Annotated in this window: 16 protein-coding genes; 6 read left to right on the top strand and 10 right to left on the bottom strand. The window is 30.0% G+C overall.

The window, feature by feature from the left end; all coding sequences use genetic code 11:
* Nucleotides 1–7 precede the first annotated feature (7 nt).
* From Fi14EGH31_RS03575 to Fi14EGH31_RS03560, 4 genes are all read right to left on the bottom strand, one after another.
* Entirely contained in the window at nt 8–700 is a 693-nt protein-coding gene (locus Fi14EGH31_RS03575; protein WP_139938910.1) for a sugar transferase, read from the bottom strand.
* On the bottom strand, nt 691–1899 hold the full coding sequence (locus Fi14EGH31_RS03570) for a DegT/DnrJ/EryC1/StrS family aminotransferase (RefSeq protein ID WP_139938908.1): 1209 nt from the start codon (nt 1897–1899) through the stop codon (nt 691–693). Before Fi14EGH31_RS03570 ends, Fi14EGH31_RS03575 begins: the two co-directional genes overlap by 10 nt.
* Before the next feature lie 93 nt (nt 1900–1992).
* On the bottom strand, nt 1993–2511 hold the full coding sequence (gene loaP, locus Fi14EGH31_RS03565) for an antiterminator LoaP (protein WP_200765144.1): 519 nt from the start codon (nt 2509–2511) through the stop codon (nt 1993–1995).
* Nucleotides 2512–2612: 101 nt separating this feature from the next.
* Nucleotides 2613–4499 (bottom strand): polysaccharide biosynthesis protein, encoded by a 1887-nt coding sequence (locus Fi14EGH31_RS03560; protein WP_200765143.1) that lies wholly within the window; start codon nt 4497–4499, stop codon nt 2613–2615.
* 286 nt (nt 4500–4785) lie between these two features.
* Here Fi14EGH31_RS03560 and Fi14EGH31_RS03555 point away from each other — a divergent pair, with 286 nt between their 5' ends.
* The 6 genes from Fi14EGH31_RS03555 (at nt 4786) to Fi14EGH31_RS15225 (ending at nt 9884) form a co-directional block, all read left to right on the top strand.
* The gene (locus Fi14EGH31_RS03555; protein ID WP_200765142.1) at nt 4786–5472 is read left to right on the top strand and encodes a YveK family protein; all 687 of its coding nucleotides are present in this window, start codon (nt 4786–4788) and stop codon (nt 5470–5472) included.
* Nucleotides 5473–5474: 2 nt separating this feature from the next.
* Nucleotides 5475–6257: a tyrosine-protein phosphatase gene (locus tag Fi14EGH31_RS03550; RefSeq protein ID WP_117481211.1), complete on the top strand. Its 783-nt coding sequence runs from the start codon at nt 5475–5477 to the stop codon at nt 6255–6257.
* A 2-nt stretch (nt 6258–6259) separates the two neighbouring features.
* Complete coding sequence (locus tag Fi14EGH31_RS03545; RefSeq protein WP_117481209.1) at nt 6260–6970, top strand: CpsD/CapB family tyrosine-protein kinase; 711 nt, start codon at nt 6260–6262, stop codon at nt 6968–6970.
* A 1-nt stretch (nt 6971) separates the two neighbouring features.
* Nucleotides 6972–7970: a hypothetical protein gene (locus Fi14EGH31_RS03540; protein WP_117481208.1), complete on the top strand. Its 999-nt coding sequence runs from the start codon at nt 6972–6974 to the stop codon at nt 7968–7970.
* A gap of 288 nt (nt 7971–8258) precedes the next feature.
* Nucleotides 8259–8996, top strand: a complete 738-nt coding sequence (locus Fi14EGH31_RS15230) for an AAA family ATPase (RefSeq protein ID WP_195941199.1) — start codon at nt 8259–8261, stop codon at nt 8994–8996.
* A 120-nt stretch (nt 8997–9116) separates the two neighbouring features.
* On the top strand, nt 9117–9884 hold the full coding sequence (locus Fi14EGH31_RS15225) for a PD-(D/E)XK nuclease domain-containing protein (protein ID WP_230312805.1): 768 nt from the start codon (nt 9117–9119) through the stop codon (nt 9882–9884).
* A 10-nt stretch (nt 9885–9894) separates the two neighbouring features.
* Here the strand turns inward: Fi14EGH31_RS15225 and Fi14EGH31_RS03530 are convergent, their stop codons facing one another.
* From Fi14EGH31_RS03530 to Fi14EGH31_RS03505, 6 genes are read right to left on the bottom strand one after another with little or no spacing between them, the layout of a single operon-like run.
* Nucleotides 9895–10584 carry a biotin--[acetyl-CoA-carboxylase] ligase gene (locus tag Fi14EGH31_RS03530; protein WP_117481207.1) on the bottom strand — a complete coding sequence of 230 codons (690 nt, stop codon included), beginning with the start codon at nt 10582–10584 and terminating at the stop codon, nt 9895–9897.
* A 48-nt stretch (nt 10585–10632) separates the two neighbouring features.
* Nucleotides 10633–11058, bottom strand: coding sequence for a 3-hydroxyacyl-ACP dehydratase FabZ (fabZ, locus tag Fi14EGH31_RS03525; protein WP_022000687.1), 426 nt, complete (start codon nt 11056–11058; stop codon nt 10633–10635).
* Nucleotides 11058–12299: a beta-ketoacyl-ACP synthase II gene (gene fabF, locus Fi14EGH31_RS03520; RefSeq protein ID WP_117832328.1), complete on the bottom strand. Its 1242-nt coding sequence runs from the start codon at nt 12297–12299 to the stop codon at nt 11058–11060. The genes fabZ and fabF overlap by 1 nt, the downstream gene beginning before the upstream one ends.
* An 11-nt stretch (nt 12300–12310) precedes the next feature.
* The gene (gene fabG / locus Fi14EGH31_RS03515; protein ID WP_117347365.1) at nt 12311–13063 is read right to left on the bottom strand and encodes a 3-oxoacyl-[acyl-carrier-protein] reductase; all 753 of its coding nucleotides are present in this window, start codon (nt 13061–13063) and stop codon (nt 12311–12313) included.
* 1 nt (nt 13064) lies between these two features.
* Nucleotides 13065–13967, bottom strand: coding sequence for an ACP S-malonyltransferase (locus Fi14EGH31_RS03510; protein WP_200765141.1), 903 nt, complete (start codon nt 13965–13967; stop codon nt 13065–13067).
* Nucleotides 13964–15007, bottom strand: a complete 1044-nt coding sequence (locus Fi14EGH31_RS03505) for an NAD(P)H-dependent flavin oxidoreductase (protein ID WP_200765140.1) — start codon at nt 15005–15007, stop codon at nt 13964–13966. The genes Fi14EGH31_RS03510 and Fi14EGH31_RS03505 overlap by 4 nt, the downstream gene beginning before the upstream one ends.
* Between the last annotated feature and the right edge of the window lies 1 nt (nt 15008).

The raw sequence follows: 15008 nt of genomic DNA, 5'->3' as shown, positions 1-15008 counted from the left end.
TCCCCTCCTACACTTTCACTACAGTACTGATCATCGTACCGAGTTCTTTTATAAAATTAAAAGAACTTATTGCCTTTAGGTTATATTCCATCTTTAAAGGCAATACTTCTTTGACATATACTTCATTTGTTTCTCTTCCTTTTGATGTATATCTTTCAAGTATTTCATCTTCATCTTTGAATTCTATGCTTGCCAGGCTTGTTACTCCCGCTGGTAATAACAACGTTGCATACATTTCAGGTGTATATTGATTTACATATTTTTGAACTTCTGGTCTTGTTCCTACAAATGACATTTCTCCTATTAATACATTGAATAGCTGTGGTATCTCATCTATTCTGTATTTTCTTATCTTTTCTCCTACTTTTGTAATTCTTGAATCATTCTTTGATGTGACAAGATTTCCAATCTTGTCAGCATTATTGACCATTGTTCTGAACTTGAAGATTCTAAAGACTTTTCCATATTGCGTTATACGCTCTTGTCTATAGAACACTGGTCCCTTAGAATCTAATTTGATCCAAATAGAAAAGAGCAAAATAATTGGAGATAATAAAACAATCAACACTAAAGAAGCACATATATCAAAGATTCTCTTTAGTATCAATTGTCCTTTTTTCTTTCTTAATACTTTATAATAAGGTTTTACTTCTTCTACCTGCATGAATTCAGGTAATTCATTCCACTCTTTTACAAGCATGAAATGATTTCCTTAAAGTTATCAATGATATAATCTACATCTTCATCACTTAGTTTAGTATGAAGAGGTAAGGTAATTTCATTAATGAATTGATTATAAGCATTTGGATAATCTTTGATATCAAATCCTAGATTCTTATAAGCTGTAAGCATCGGTAATGGTTTGTAATGAACATTACAAGCTATTCCTCTTTCAGCCATTTTTATAATAATTTCATTTCTTTGATCACCTGTAATATTTGGCACTCTTGTAATATAAAGATGCCCACTTGATTGATGATTTTCATCATAATGATTCAATACTTCTATTCCTAATGGTTTAAATGCTTCATTGTATCTTTCAATGATTTCTTTTCTTCTTTTTAGCATTTCAGGGTATCTTCTCATTTGAGCAAGTCCAATACCTCCCATAATATCAGTCATATTGCATTTATAAAGTGGAGCAACGACATCATATTCCCATGCTCCTAGTTTTGTCTTAGCTAAAGCATCTTTAGATTGTCCATGTAATGATAATAATTGAAGTTGTTTATAGATATCTTCATCATCTATTCCTTCGATTGTTCTCCAAGTAAGTGCTCCACCTTCAGCTGTAGTCAAATTCTTGACTGCATGGAAACTAAATGAACTGAAATCAGCAATCGAACCACACATTTTTCCATGCCATGAAGCACCAAAAGCATGTGCTGTATCAGCATTAACTGAAATTCTTCCCATTGCTTCTTGAATCTTATTACTTGGTTTAAATAAGTGTTTTTTCTTTTCTATGATTTCATAAATTCTATCATAGTCACAAGGAACGCCACCTAAATCAACTGGAATAATAACTTTAGTTTTTTCAGTAATTGCCTTTTCTAAAGCATCATAATCCATTTCTAAGTTATCCTTTTGTACATCAATTAAAACAAGTTTGGCACCAACATGACATACAACGGATGCACTTGCTGTATAAGTATAAGCAGGAACAATAACTTCATCACCTTCACCTACACCTAATACTCTAAGCGCCATTTCTGCACAAGCAGTTTGTGAATTTAAACAAACTGCTTTATTGACACCAACAAATTCAGCAATTTGTCGTTCAAATTCTTTTACTTTTGGACCTGTTGTAATCCATCCATTTCTTAATGTATCTGCAACTTCATTTATTTCATCTTCACTCATGTCTGGTGGTGAAAATGGTATATTTTTATGTTTCATATTTTTCCTCCCCTAAATATATTTATATACTAAAAAAGGCATAACAAAGTTATGCATAAAAAGTGTATATAAAAAAGCACAGAAATGTGCTTTTTATGATTTACTAATAATTTCTAATCCTACTTGAACTCTTGTAAGCTTTCCAAGTAGTTCTACATCAACATAAGCAATACGTTTATGTCTGTCTATTTTTGTAATAAGTCCTTCTAAACCAATGAGAGGACCTTCATTAATAATGATTTTATCGTTTTCAATAATACCATTAGAAATATCAACAACATGATCTTTATTTGAAAATTTTGTTAGAAACATAGCTTCTTGTGGATAGATGGGATAGATTTCTTTCCCATCGTTTCCAAGGAGTTTTGTAAGATCTGGTACTTTTTTTAGTTGTGTATAAAGTTGTTCTACTTGATTGGTGATCATAAAGATATACCCTTTAAATAAAATATCATCAACAATATGCCATGTACCATGATACTTCTTTTTCTTTTTCGTGATAGGAATAAAACAATCAATTAAAATATCATGGTCTATATAGAATTGACATTTCTTCACAATTTCTTCTTCTTTTCCTGTTCTTACTTGAACTACATACCAATTATCAAACATAAAAAACCTCCATTTGAGTATGCTTCGCCTATCCAATAGATTTATTGGACTCTTTTCATATATGAGATAAAGTAAACGAACGCGACAAAGCGACGATTCGTTTAACTCTTTATCCTTTGTTTTTTTATACCATGTGTTGTATTTTCATCGTAATGGTAAGTATCTACCATATGTTGAACATCTTTTCTAATATCACTATCTTCATCAAAAGCACTTTGACGTAAATCTTCTAATTGATCAAAGAAATCATCAGGTAATTGAATTGGTTGTCCAATATGAATCATCTTATTAGGCGTTGTTTTCATTCCTTCTTCTTTCATCAACATTTCTTCATAAAGTTTTTCACCAGGTCTTAACCCAATGAATTCAATTTTAATATCAACATCTGGTTCTAAACCAGAAAGTTTAATTAAGTTTCTAGCCATATCTAAAATCTTAACCGGTTTTCCCATATCTAAAATAAAGATTTCTCCTCCTTTAGCATAGGCACCTGCTTGTAAGACAAGAGAGACAGCTTCAGGTATTGTCATAAAGTATCTGATGATATCTGGATGTGTAATGGTAATTGGTCCACCTTCTTTAATTTGTTTTTTAAATAAAGGAATAACGGATCCATTAGAACCTAATACGTTTCCAAAACGTACAGCAACAAATTCTGTTTTTGAAATCTTGTTATAAGATTGTACAACCATTTCACATAATCGTTTTGAAGCACCCATAATATTTGTCGGATTAACTGCTTTATCTGTAGATATCAAGATAAATTTCTTAACACCATATGTATGACTTGCTTTTACGACATTGTATGTACCAAAAACATTGTTTTTAATCGCTTCATGTGGCGCATCTTCCATTAATGGTACGTGCTTATGAGCTGCTGCATGATAAACAATATCTGGATGGTAATAAGCAAATAAATCATTGATTTTAACAGCATCTCTTACGGAAGCAATCATGGTTTCAAGATTTAAGTTTGGATATTTATGTTGTAATTCTAATTGAATGTTATAAGCATTATTTTCATAAATATCTACAATAATCAATTGTTTTGGATTACTTGCAGCAATTTGTCGACAAAGTTCAGATCCAATAGATCCTCCTCCACCAGTAACCATAACTACTTTATCTTTTACATAACCCATAATTTCTTTTAAGTTTACTTGGACAGGATCTCTTCCAAGTAAATCTTGAACTTCAACATCTTTTAGTTTTTCTAAAGTAATTTCATCGTTCAAGAATTGATACATACCAGGTAATTTTTTTATTTTACATTTGGTTTCTTTACAAATATTTAAAATCTTAGATGTTTCTTTATCATCTATTGATGGTAAAGCTACATAGATTTCATCAATTTTATATTTTTCAACTTGTGTAAGGATTTCATTTCTTCCCCCTACAATAGGAACATTGTGAATGCATCTATTGTGTTTTGTTGCATCATCATCAATGAAACAAACAACTTTTTTATGAAGTTTTGTCGAAACAAGTGTTTCTCTTAAAATCTTTTCACCTGCTGAACCAGCACCAACAATCATGACTTTGCTTTCATTATCATCACTTCTACCAAACAAGTAATGTCTTGAAGCATAAAGACGAACAAACCGATAACCAAATCGGCTTCCACCTATGAAAACAAGTAATAATAATAAATATAAAAATATTGTACTTATCGGCGGATGGACTGGAATGAGTAAACATAAAATACAGTATAAAATTGAACTGCACATTGAAGCAATAATAACATTTAATAATTCATTAATGGAAGCATAGCTCCATAAACTATCATAAAGCTTCATTATAATAAAGAAGAATAGACTTCCTATGAGTAAAATAGGTATAAAAAAATAAGTATATTTTAAAAAGCTTAATTCCATAGAACCGTCATATGCAATAAATGCTGATAAGAAGAAAGATAAAATAATACTTATTATATCTACTACTATCAAACATAGTCTTCTAAATAATAATTGACTCTTATTTTTGTACATATTTGTACCCCCCCCCCTCAATTTTTAAAGTTAATACGACGTATTTTGGAGTTCATCTATAATCAAACGTATTATACCGTGATTTTTTAAATTATCAATAAATAATTACTGAACGGTCGATTTTTATAACCAAACGATCAAATTTATGACTTTTCCTTTCCATATATAATAAGACTTCTATAAAAAAATCTAATTCTGTTGATTTTTAAAGGCTTTTGTTAGATAATGAGCCTCGACGTAGTATCTATAATTGTTTATAAAAATATGTATTAAAGGAGATTAAGTAATGGATAATCAAGAAATCCAAAATGAAGAGATTGAAATTAATTTAGCTGAATTGTTTCAAGTATTAAAAGAACATTTACATATCATTATTATTTCAACACTAATTTGTGCGATTTTAGTGGGAGCTTTTACTATTTTCTTTGTTAAAAAACAATATGCTTCTACAGCTAGAATCTTCCCAAAACCAGAAGTTAACGAGGGTGTTGTTGATTACTCACAAATTAACTCAAATAATTCGATGACTAAAAACTATGTAGCTTTACTTGGAGGAAACAATATTCAAAGTAAAGTTGCTAAAGAATTAAACGTTGATACAAATGTTGTTTCTTCTGCTTTATCTATTTCAAATGAAACAGATACCCAAATTATTTCTATTTCAGCAACAACAACTGATCCACAACTCAGTAAAAAAATTGTTGATACAACAGTTGATGTCTTCACAAATGAAGTAAAAGAAACTTTAAATATCAACAATATTACAACAGTTGATGATGCAAAACTTCAAACATCACCTGTTTCACCAAGTGTTCCTAAAAATATAGTTATTGGTGGTTTAGTAGGTGCTATTTTAAGTATTGGTATTATCTTTATTAGATTCATGTTAGATAATCGTTTACATACTAAAGAAGACGTTGAAAAATATTTAGAAATTCCAAATCTTGGCGTTATTCCTTATTTTGAGGATTAGTTATGGCTTTTATTGATATACATGGTCATTATGCATGGGATATAGATGATGGAATGCCATCACTTGAAGATGCTAAAAAGGCTTTAGAAAAAGCTAAAAATAATCGTATTTCTACGATTGTCGCAACACCTCATGTTGTTTCTGGAAAACATACTTTAAAAGATTTAGAAATTATTAAAGATAGAATTCATGATTTAAAAGAGCTTGCTAGAGTTTATAATATTGAAGTTTTAGAAGGGTGTGAACTCTTCTTAAATCATGATTATCTAGAAGCACTTGAACAAAACATCTTTATACCTATTGAAAATACCCATTATTTACTTGTAGAATTTGATGTTAGAAAAGAATTAGGAAATGAAAATGAAGTAGAAGATCGTCTTTATGAAATTCAATATAAAAAATATACTCCCGTTATTGCTCATGTTGAAAGATACTTTAAAGATTCTTTAGATATCGAAAGAATTCAAGATTTTATAGATAATGGTTATCTTATTCAAGTTAATGCAACAAGCTTTTTGGGATATCATGGTAAACATGCTCAAAAGTTTGCTTATCAATTATTAAATCAAGGATTACTTCATGTAATTGCAACGGATACTCATCGTTGTGACGGACATCGTTCTCCTTGTTTGCAAGAAGTCTTTGATTTACTTGTAAAGAAATATAGTTATGAAGATATTCATACATTAATGTATGAAAATCCTCTACATATCATCAACAATGAAGAAGTTGATCCTATTGAAGGAAAAACATCCTTCTTTAAAAAAATATTTAAAAGGAGATAATTATGGCAAAAAAAACAAGTAAAAGAAAAACATTAAATATTTTAGATAAAAATAAAAAACATAGCCAATTTGATTATACTGAAATCTTTCGTCATATTCGTACAAACATTGAATTTTCTACAGTAGACAAAGACATTAAATCAATTTGTATTACTTCATCACAAGCTGGTGAAGCAAAAACAACACTATCTATTAACCTTGCTTATATTTTTGCAACAAAATATAATAGAGTTTTATTAATTGATTGTGATTTAAGAAAAAATACTTTACATAAATATATGGGATTATCAAACAAACATGGTTTAACAGATGCTTTACTTGAATATCGTCAAACTAAAAAATTAAATGTTGAATACTTCCAAAGTGTAAAAGATCCTTCTTTTGCAGGTACTATGGCTGTTTTAACAAGTGGGATTCATATTCCTAATCCTTCTGAATTATTAGGATCACATGTATTTAAAGATTATATTAATGAATTAAAGAAATCCTTTGATTTCATTATTATTGACTGTGCTCCTGTTGGAATGATATCTGATGCCATTCCTATAGGAAATGCCGTTGACGGGACTATTTTTGCTATTTCTTCACAAGATACTAATAAAAAAGATGCTGCAAATTGTGTAAAACTACTTCAAAGAAATAATGTAAACGTTTTAGGAAGTGTTTTAACAAAAGCAAAATCTCTATCTGGTAGTCATTACTACTATTACTAATATGAAAAAAGTTACTTTTTCTATTACTGTTGTTATTTTACTTGCTATGATTGTTGGTTTAATTGGTTATGACCGTTTTTCAACAAGTCAAAACGCTAAAAAATACCAATCAGAAGAAAAAACAACAACTACAACAAAAGAAGAAACAACAAAAACAAAAACAAAAAAGAAAAAAAATAGTCAACGTATTTATTGTATCGGTGATAGCTTTACCTTGGGAAGTGAATTTGCTAGTTACCCACTTAATTTAGAATCACTTACAAATAGTGAAATTATTAAATTCGGTGGAAACCAAGATACAACTTTTGATTTATCTATTCGTGTAGGAAGAACAAAGATTTTCGCTAATAATATCACCATCCCTGGTGATAAAGAAGCTGTAGACCTTACTTTCTATAATGAAAAAGGTGAACAAGTAGAAGCTTTAAAAAATAGTGGATCAAACTTCGATGAAGTTACCATTCAAGGTATTAAAGGAACTTTAGCTTACGATTCATCTCGTAATATTCATACATTTACAAGAGACAAATCTGGAAAAGCTGTTACCCTAACAGCTCCTGCACAAATCGAAGCAACACTTCCTGAATTCAATGAAAATGATATCGTTATTATCTTTTCTGGAAACTATGATAAACAAAACAACCAAGATGTTTATCGTACAATCACTTATCAAAGAGCTATTTTAAACCAAATTAAAACACAAAAATATATTGTTGTATCAATGACATCAAAAAGACAAAACAACCTTGTAAGAGACGATAATAACATCTTAAAAGAAGAACATAAAGATCACTTCTTAGACTTTAGAACTTATCTTCTTACAAATGGCTTAAAAGATGCAAATATTACAGCTACTGAACAAGATCAAAAAGATCTTACAAATAGCTATATCCCATCAAGTCTTCTAAAAGAAGACAAATTCGCAGGTAATGATACATTCAATCAATTACTTGCAAACCAAATCTATCAAAAATTACAAGAACTACAATATATCAAATAGAAAATACCTCCACTGGAGGTATTTTTATATAAAATAAAAGCTCTAGTCTCCCTGAACCCTTATAACGAGAGGTTACTACTAAAGCTTAGTTAACAACTTGTGTACTCATTAAGTACACTTTTATATTATGCTCATTCTTATAGCTCGATATTATCAAAGAAATAATTCTTCATATATTCATCTTTTATTACAACAAATCTTGGACAATCTGTCCAATGATTTTTAGTTTACAACAATATATAATTTAACTAATTAAAATTATATTAAACATAAGGAAATGAATAATTTATGAAATTAGTACCTATAGGAATTGAAAAATTTAAAGAAATGATTGATAAAAATGCTTATTATGTAGATAAAACAAATCTTATTGAAAATGTATTAAACGAACAGAGTGTCTTTTTTACAAGACCTCGAAGATTTGGAAAGACTCTTAATATGTCGATGCTTTATTATTTCTTTTCTATTAAAGAAAAGGAGAATGCTTATTTATTTAATGGATTAAACATTTCTAAAAATAAAGAAGCTATAAAACATCAAAATCAATATCCAACACTTTTCATTACTTTAAAAGATATGAAAAATAGTTCCTATGAAAAACAAATGAATCGCTTTAAAGAAGTTATTTGTTTGTGTGCAAAAAGTCATCTTGAATTACTTAATAGTGAGAGATTATTAGCTTCTGAAAAGAAACTTTTTCAAAAATATGTTGATAATGAAACAGAAGATAATGAATTAGAAAAATCATTATTCAATATCTCATATTTTCTTTATAAACATTATCATCAAAAAGTCATCATTCTTATTGATGAATATGATGTTCCTTTACAAGCTGCTTATCAATATAACTACTATGATGAGATGGTAGAATTTCTAAGAAGTGTCTTTTCTTCAGCACTTAAAACCAATGATGCTTTAGAAAAAGGAATCATGGCAGGTTGTCTTCGTATTTCTAAAGAAAGTATCTTCACCGGTTTAAATAATTTTAAAGCCTATTCTATTCTTTATAAATCAAAAAATGAGTAAAAAGAAATCTTACAATTATTAAAAGATTATAATCTATCAGATTATGTAGATGAGGTTAAAGAATGGTATGATGGTTATTTATTTGGAAACATCGAAATCTATAATCCTTGGAGTACACTTATGTATGTTGACTGTAAATTAAATAGCTCAGATAACAAACCTATTTCCTTCTGGGCAAATACCAGTGGAAATGATCTTGTTGTCAACTATATTCAAAATGGCAGTGATGAACTTCATGAAGAATTTGAACAACTCATTCAAGGAAAGTCTTTAACGAAATATATCAAACCTGAACTTACTTATCGAGAAATGGATAATATTAATAATATCTATAGTTTTCTTTTACTTACAGGATATTTAAAGATAAAAGAAGATTTAGGAGAAAATAAGTATAAACTGATTATTCCCAATAAAGAAGTCTATGAAATCTATAAACAAACATTCATGTCTTATTTTGAAGACTATACTTTTGTAAGAAAAGAAAATCTTTATCAAAGTCTTGTTAAAGGAGACGTTGATCATGCAAATGAAATACTAGGAGATATCTTATCTAGAAGTATTAATTACTTTGATAATGAAGAATCTTTTTATCATGGTTTTCTATTAGGACTCTTTAGTGGTAAAAAGATCAAATCAAATCGAGAAGCGGTGCATGGAAGATTTGATCTATGTATCTTTCCTAAACAAATCTTTCAGACAGCACTCATCTTAGAATGTAAACATTCTAAGAGTGTTAAGGATTTAATTAAGGATTCCAGTGAAGGAGCCCAACAAATCATTGATAATAAATATGAAGAAGAAATCATCAATGAGGGATATCTTCATGTAAAAGGATATGGCATATCCTTTTATAAGAAATATTGTTATATTGTAAAAGTGCAAGCTTAAGCCTGCACTTTTATTTATTATGTAAAGATATTTCATTAATTACCTGTTTATATGTTTTTCCTTGTCGATCAACAAATAAAACAGAACCATCATCTAATAGCTTTTGAAAACAAACTTCTCCATAATCACCATATTCTACCCATTGATCTTTTAAATAAGAAATACTATTAGCGTATTCTAAAACCTTATGAAACTGATTTGTTTGATATAAATTATAATAAATCAACATAAATGTTTTCAGTCCAATAGCAAGTTTAGATATTTTATACTCTTTATGAGTAATTTGTTTCATTGATTGAAAATCTTCATTATTAACATTCAATCCTATTCCTACAATGACTCCTTTTAAATCAGGATCTAAGATCGTTTCTACTAAAATACCACAAATCTTTTTTCCATCGACATAAATGTCATTCGGCCATTTAATCGTTGCTTTAATACGATAACGATCAAGTAAACCAACAACACTACATGTTGTTAATTGTGTCATTTTCCAAGCATCTTCTATTTTATGAAAATCTTTAAATAAAAAACTCATAATCAAATTCTCATTTGCATGACTTTCCCAAACATGACCATTTCTACCTCTACCTTTTGTTTGATATTTGGCAGTGACACATGTTTGCATAGGTAAATTTTTATATTCTCTTTTTAAATAATCATTTGTTGAATCAACTTCTTCAAGTTCAATCAGTTTCATAATGTCACCTCTTTATCATGATAAAATAAAAAAATTTGCAATTCAAGATTATTGAATTGCAAATGTAAGTTCAGCTTTGCAAACAACTTTACCATTTACTTTTGCAATAGCTTCACCAATTCCTACGGGTCCTTTTTGTTTAGTAAGAACACATTCCATTTCTAAAACATCCCCTGGTGTTACTTGTCCTTTAAAACGACAATTTTTAATACCACCAAAAAAAGCAATTTTTCCTTTATTTTCTTCTTTTGATAAAATAGCAATACATCCTACTTGTGCCAAAGCTTCAACAATCAAAACTCCTGGCATGACATGATGACTTGGAAAATGTCCACAAAAATGCATTTCATTAACACTGACACATTTGATTCCTTTAGCATACTCACCTGGTTTATAATCTGTAATTCGATCTACTAAAGCAAAAGGATAACGATGAGGATTGATTTCTTGTATTTGATTACTATTAAGTTCCATTACTCTTCTCCATATTTCTTAAAAATAATTGAGGCATTATGCCCTCCAAAACCTAATGAATTTGACATTACATAATTTAATACTTGTTTTCTTCCATGATTTGCAACAATATCTAAATCGCATTCTTCATCAAAATTTTGATAATTAATAGTTGCTGGAATAAAGTTATCTTCTAATGCTTTAACACATAAAACAGCTTCAATTCCACCAGCAGCTCCTAAACAATGACCTGTATTTCCTTTTGTTGAAGATACAGCTACTTTATGAGCATGATTTTTAAAAGCTTTTTTGATTGCAGCCGTTTCTAACTTATCATTCATCGGTGTTGATGTTCCATGAGCATTAATATAATCAATTTGATTAGCTTCAAGAGAAGCATCTTGAAGTGCATTAATCATGGCTTTAGCACCTCCAATACCTTCAGGAGCTGGAGCTGTCATATGATAAGCATCACAACTAACACCATAACCTACCATTTCGCAATAAATATGTGCCCCTCTTGCTTTAGCATGTTCAAGTTCTTCTAAAACAAGCATTCCTGCTCCTTCACCCATGACAAAACCATTTCTTTCTTTATCAAAAGGAATGGAGGCACGTTTGGGATCATGTGATTCACTTAAAGCTTTCATTGATGTAAAACCACCAATACCAAGAGGTGTAATGCTTGCTTCACAACCTCCAGCAATGGTTACATCTAAATAACCATCACGAATATTTCTAAAGGCATCACCAATAGCATTTGTTCCTCCCGCACAAGCTGTTACAGGACATGTAGCAAGTCCTTGTGCTTTAAAGGCAATGGCAATTTGACCAGCTGCTAAATTAACAATGGTCATAGGAATAAAGTATGGAGAAACACGATCAAATCCTTTCTTTAAACCACGTTGATGATTTTCTTCAATAGATCCTAATCCTCCAATACCACTTGATACTACTACCCCAAAACGATCATGATTTATAGAATCTATCTCTAATTTAGAATCTTTAATAGCTTCTTTAGCTGCAATCAGTCCATATTGAATAAATTTATCCATTTTACGAACATCTTTTTTATCTAAGTATTCAGTAGCTTCAAAGTTCTTTAATTCACCTGCTACTTTTACTTTCATATTTGAAGTATCAAATGATTGAATCAAATCAATCCCACATTGATGATTTAAAATACCCTTCCATGTATCATTTACATTATTTCCAATAGGTGTTAAAGCACCTATTCCTGTTACGACAACTCTTCTTTTCATATGCTTCTCCTTTACATAGCCATGCCACCATCAACATGCAATGTTTGTCCAGTAATGTACTTTGCTTCATCACTTGCTAGAAAAACAACTGCATTTGCAATATCTTGAACACTTCCAAATGTTCCTAAAGGAATTTGACTTTTCATTTGTTCTTTAATTTCATCACTTAAAACATCTGTCATTGCTGTTTGAATAAAACCTGGTGCTACTGCATTAACAGTAATACCACGACTTCCAACTTCTCTAGCAAGAGACATTGTCATTCCAATAATTCCTGATTTACTAGCAGCATAATTGACTTGTCCTGCATTTCCCATAACACCTACAACAGATGACATGGAAACAATACGTCCATATTTTTGTTTCATCATTAATTTTGTCGCATGTTTCATACAATTCCATGTTCCTTTTAAATTGACATCAATAACTGTATCAAAATCATTTTCTTTCATGCGTAACATTAAGCCATCTTTTGTAATTCCTGCATTATTAATTAAAATATCCAATCTTCCATATTCATTTTTAATTGTTTTAAACATCTCTAATGTTTCATCATAACTTGCTACGTTTGCAGGTAAGATTTCACATTTTCCTCCAAGACTTTCAATTTCATTTTTTGTCATTTGAGCAATTTCTTGATTATTCCCTAAATCTATATAATTAATTAAAACAAAAGCACCATTTAAAGCTAATGTTTTAGCAATTTCTTTACCAATACCTTGTCCTCCACCTGTAACAAGAGCAATTTTATTTTCTAATCTCATTTTATTCTCCCTTCAAAGCTTTCACTGTTTTTTTCAATGATTCCATATCTTCTATTTGATAAAGCTGAATACTTCGATCTATCTTTCTAACAAAACCACTTAATACCTTTCCTGGTCCTACTTCAATGATCGTATCAACACCTTGATTTATCATATAGCGAATACTTTTTTCAAAGTAAACAGGTGACATCACTTGTTTTTCTAAAATTTCTGGTATTGATTGATCTTCGATTTCATGACCTAAAGTATTAAAAATAACAGGTATTTTCATTTCATGAAAAGTTTCTTTTTTAAATCTTTCTTTTAAAGCAAGTGACGCTTCTTTTAATAAAGACGTATGAAAAGGTCCTCTCGTATTTAAAGAAATCACTCTTCTTGCTTTATTTTCTAAAGCTAATTCTTTGACATTTTCCACAGCCTTCTTTTCACCAGCAACAACAAGTTGACCAGGACAATTATAATTAGAAATAGAAACAATTCCTAATGAACTTGCTTGATGACATAAATCTTGTAAAAGTTCTTCCTTCATTCCTAAAACAGCAATCATTTCACTTTCAATTCCTGATACTGCTTCTTGCATGACTTTTCCTCTAAAGCGTGCAAGATCAATAACTTGTTTCCTTTCAACAACACCTGCACAATATAATGCTGAATATTCCCCTAAAGAAAGACCAGCTGTATAGTCAGGAACAATCCCTTGTTCCTTTAATAAATCTGTAATGATTGTTGCAACCATCACCATACATGGTTGGGTATATGGTGTATAAGATAGTTTTTCAAGTGGTCCATTAAAACATAATTCCTTTAAATCTTCATTTTGATCAAAGATTTCACGAGGATAAAATGATTTTCCCATTCCCACAACTTGACTTCCTTGACCAGCATAAATAATTCCTAATTTCATTTGTCATCCTCCATTAATTCACGAATCACTTCATCAACATGTATCAAATGATCTTGCCTATAACCATGAGCTCCTGTAAAAATAAGACCATCTTCTAAATTTCCTTTAACAGCTTCTATTAAAGCTCTTGAAATACAATAAGGTGTATTTTTAACATCACAAGGAATTAAACATTGATAACATTTTTTAACAGGTATTTTTTCTTTCTTGGTTTTTTTAACAAAACTATTTTGCATTGCTCTTCCTGGCATTCCAACAGGAGAAGAAACAAAACCAATATCTTCCTTTATAGCTTTTAAGAAGGCTTCTTTATATTTGATAGAAGCATCACATTCATACGTTGTAATAAAGCGTGTTGCTACTTGAATACCATCGACACCTAGATCAAAGAAATGCTTAACATCACTTCTTTGACTGATTCCTCCTGCTACAAAAATAGGAATGTTCAATTTATTATTTTCTACAATTTCTTCAACATCTTTAAAAATTTCTTCTAAACTTTGGCATGTTTGATTTTCTAAGTCTTCTTTTTTAAATCCTAAATGTCCTCCTGCTTGACTTCCTTCAATAACAATAAAATCTGGTGTACGTTGATATTTTTTGAGCCAATGTTTTATGATTACCTTACAGGCTTTACCACTTGAAACAATTGGAGCAATTAAAACATCATGATCTTTTACCAATTCTGGTAAACGTAAAGGAAGCCCAGCTCCTGAAATAATAGCATCAACTTTACTCTCTAATGCTGCATTGATCAATTCCTCATAATCTTTTAAAGCAACCATCGCATTGATGGCTACTAAACCTTTTCCTTGAGAAAGCTTTTGTGCTTTTAAAATTTCTTTTTTTAAAGCACGAATATTTGCTTGACGATGATTACTTTCAAAATCATCTTCCTTGTATCCTGGATGCGCTGTAGAAATAACTCCCATCGCCCCACACTTAGCAACATGTCCTGCCAAATTTCCTAGAGAAACACCAACACCCATTCCTCCTTGAATTAAAGGGACAGTTAGGCTTTTTTGATTGATTTCTAACATT

The sequence above is a fragment of the Faecalibacillus intestinalis genome, from assembly GCF_015097455.1.
Classification (GTDB): Bacteria; Bacillota_I; Bacilli_A; order Erysipelotrichales; family Coprobacillaceae; genus Faecalibacillus; species Faecalibacillus intestinalis.
This window is presented reverse-complemented; position numbering and strand designations above follow the sequence as displayed.

Bases quoted from the DNA above. Each gene is read 5' to 3' on its own strand.
- Fi14EGH31_RS03575 (WP_139938910.1), bottom strand. From the start codon at position 700: ATGCTTGTAAAAGAGTGGAATGAATTACCTGAATTCATGCAGGTAGAA.
- Fi14EGH31_RS03570 (WP_139938908.1), bottom strand. From the start codon at position 1,899: ATGAAACATAAAAATATACCATTTTCACCACCAGACATGAGTGAAGAT.
- loaP (WP_200765144.1), bottom strand. From the start codon at position 2,511: ATGTTTGATAATTGGTATGTAGTTCAAGTAAGAACAGGAAAAGAAGAA.
- Fi14EGH31_RS03560 (WP_200765143.1), bottom strand. From the start codon at position 4,499: ATGTACAAAAATAAGAGTCAATTATTATTTAGAAGACTATGTTTGATA.
- Fi14EGH31_RS03555 (WP_200765142.1), top strand. From the start codon at position 4,786: ATGGATAATCAAGAAATCCAAAATGAAGAGATTGAAATTAATTTAGCT.
- Fi14EGH31_RS03550 (WP_117481211.1), top strand. From the start codon at position 5,475: ATGGCTTTTATTGATATACATGGTCATTATGCATGGGATATAGATGAT.
- Fi14EGH31_RS03545 (WP_117481209.1), top strand. From the start codon at position 6,260: ATGGCAAAAAAAACAAGTAAAAGAAAAACATTAAATATTTTAGATAAA.
- Fi14EGH31_RS03540 (WP_117481208.1), top strand. From the start codon at position 6,972: ATGAAAAAAGTTACTTTTTCTATTACTGTTGTTATTTTACTTGCTATG.
- Fi14EGH31_RS15230 (WP_195941199.1), top strand. From the start codon at position 8,259: ATGAAATTAGTACCTATAGGAATTGAAAAATTTAAAGAAATGATTGAT.
- Fi14EGH31_RS15225 (WP_230312805.1), top strand. From the start codon at position 9,117: ATGTATGTTGACTGTAAATTAAATAGCTCAGATAACAAACCTATTTCC.
- Fi14EGH31_RS03530 (WP_117481207.1), bottom strand. From the start codon at position 10,584: ATGAAACTGATTGAACTTGAAGAAGTTGATTCAACAAATGATTATTTA.
- fabZ (WP_022000687.1), bottom strand. From the start codon at position 11,058: ATGGAACTTAATAGTAATCAAATACAAGAAATCAATCCTCATCGTTAT.
- fabF (WP_117832328.1), bottom strand. From the start codon at position 12,299: ATGAAAAGAAGAGTTGTCGTAACAGGAATAGGTGCTTTAACACCTATT.
- fabG (WP_117347365.1), bottom strand. From the start codon at position 13,063: ATGAGATTAGAAAATAAAATTGCTCTTGTTACAGGTGGAGGACAAGGT.
- Fi14EGH31_RS03510 (WP_200765141.1), bottom strand. From the start codon at position 13,967: ATGAAATTAGGAATTATTTATGCTGGTCAAGGAAGTCAAGTTGTGGGA.
- Fi14EGH31_RS03505 (WP_200765140.1), bottom strand. From the start codon at position 15,007: ATGTTAGAAATCAATCAAAAAAGCCTAACTGTCCCTTTAATTCAAGGA.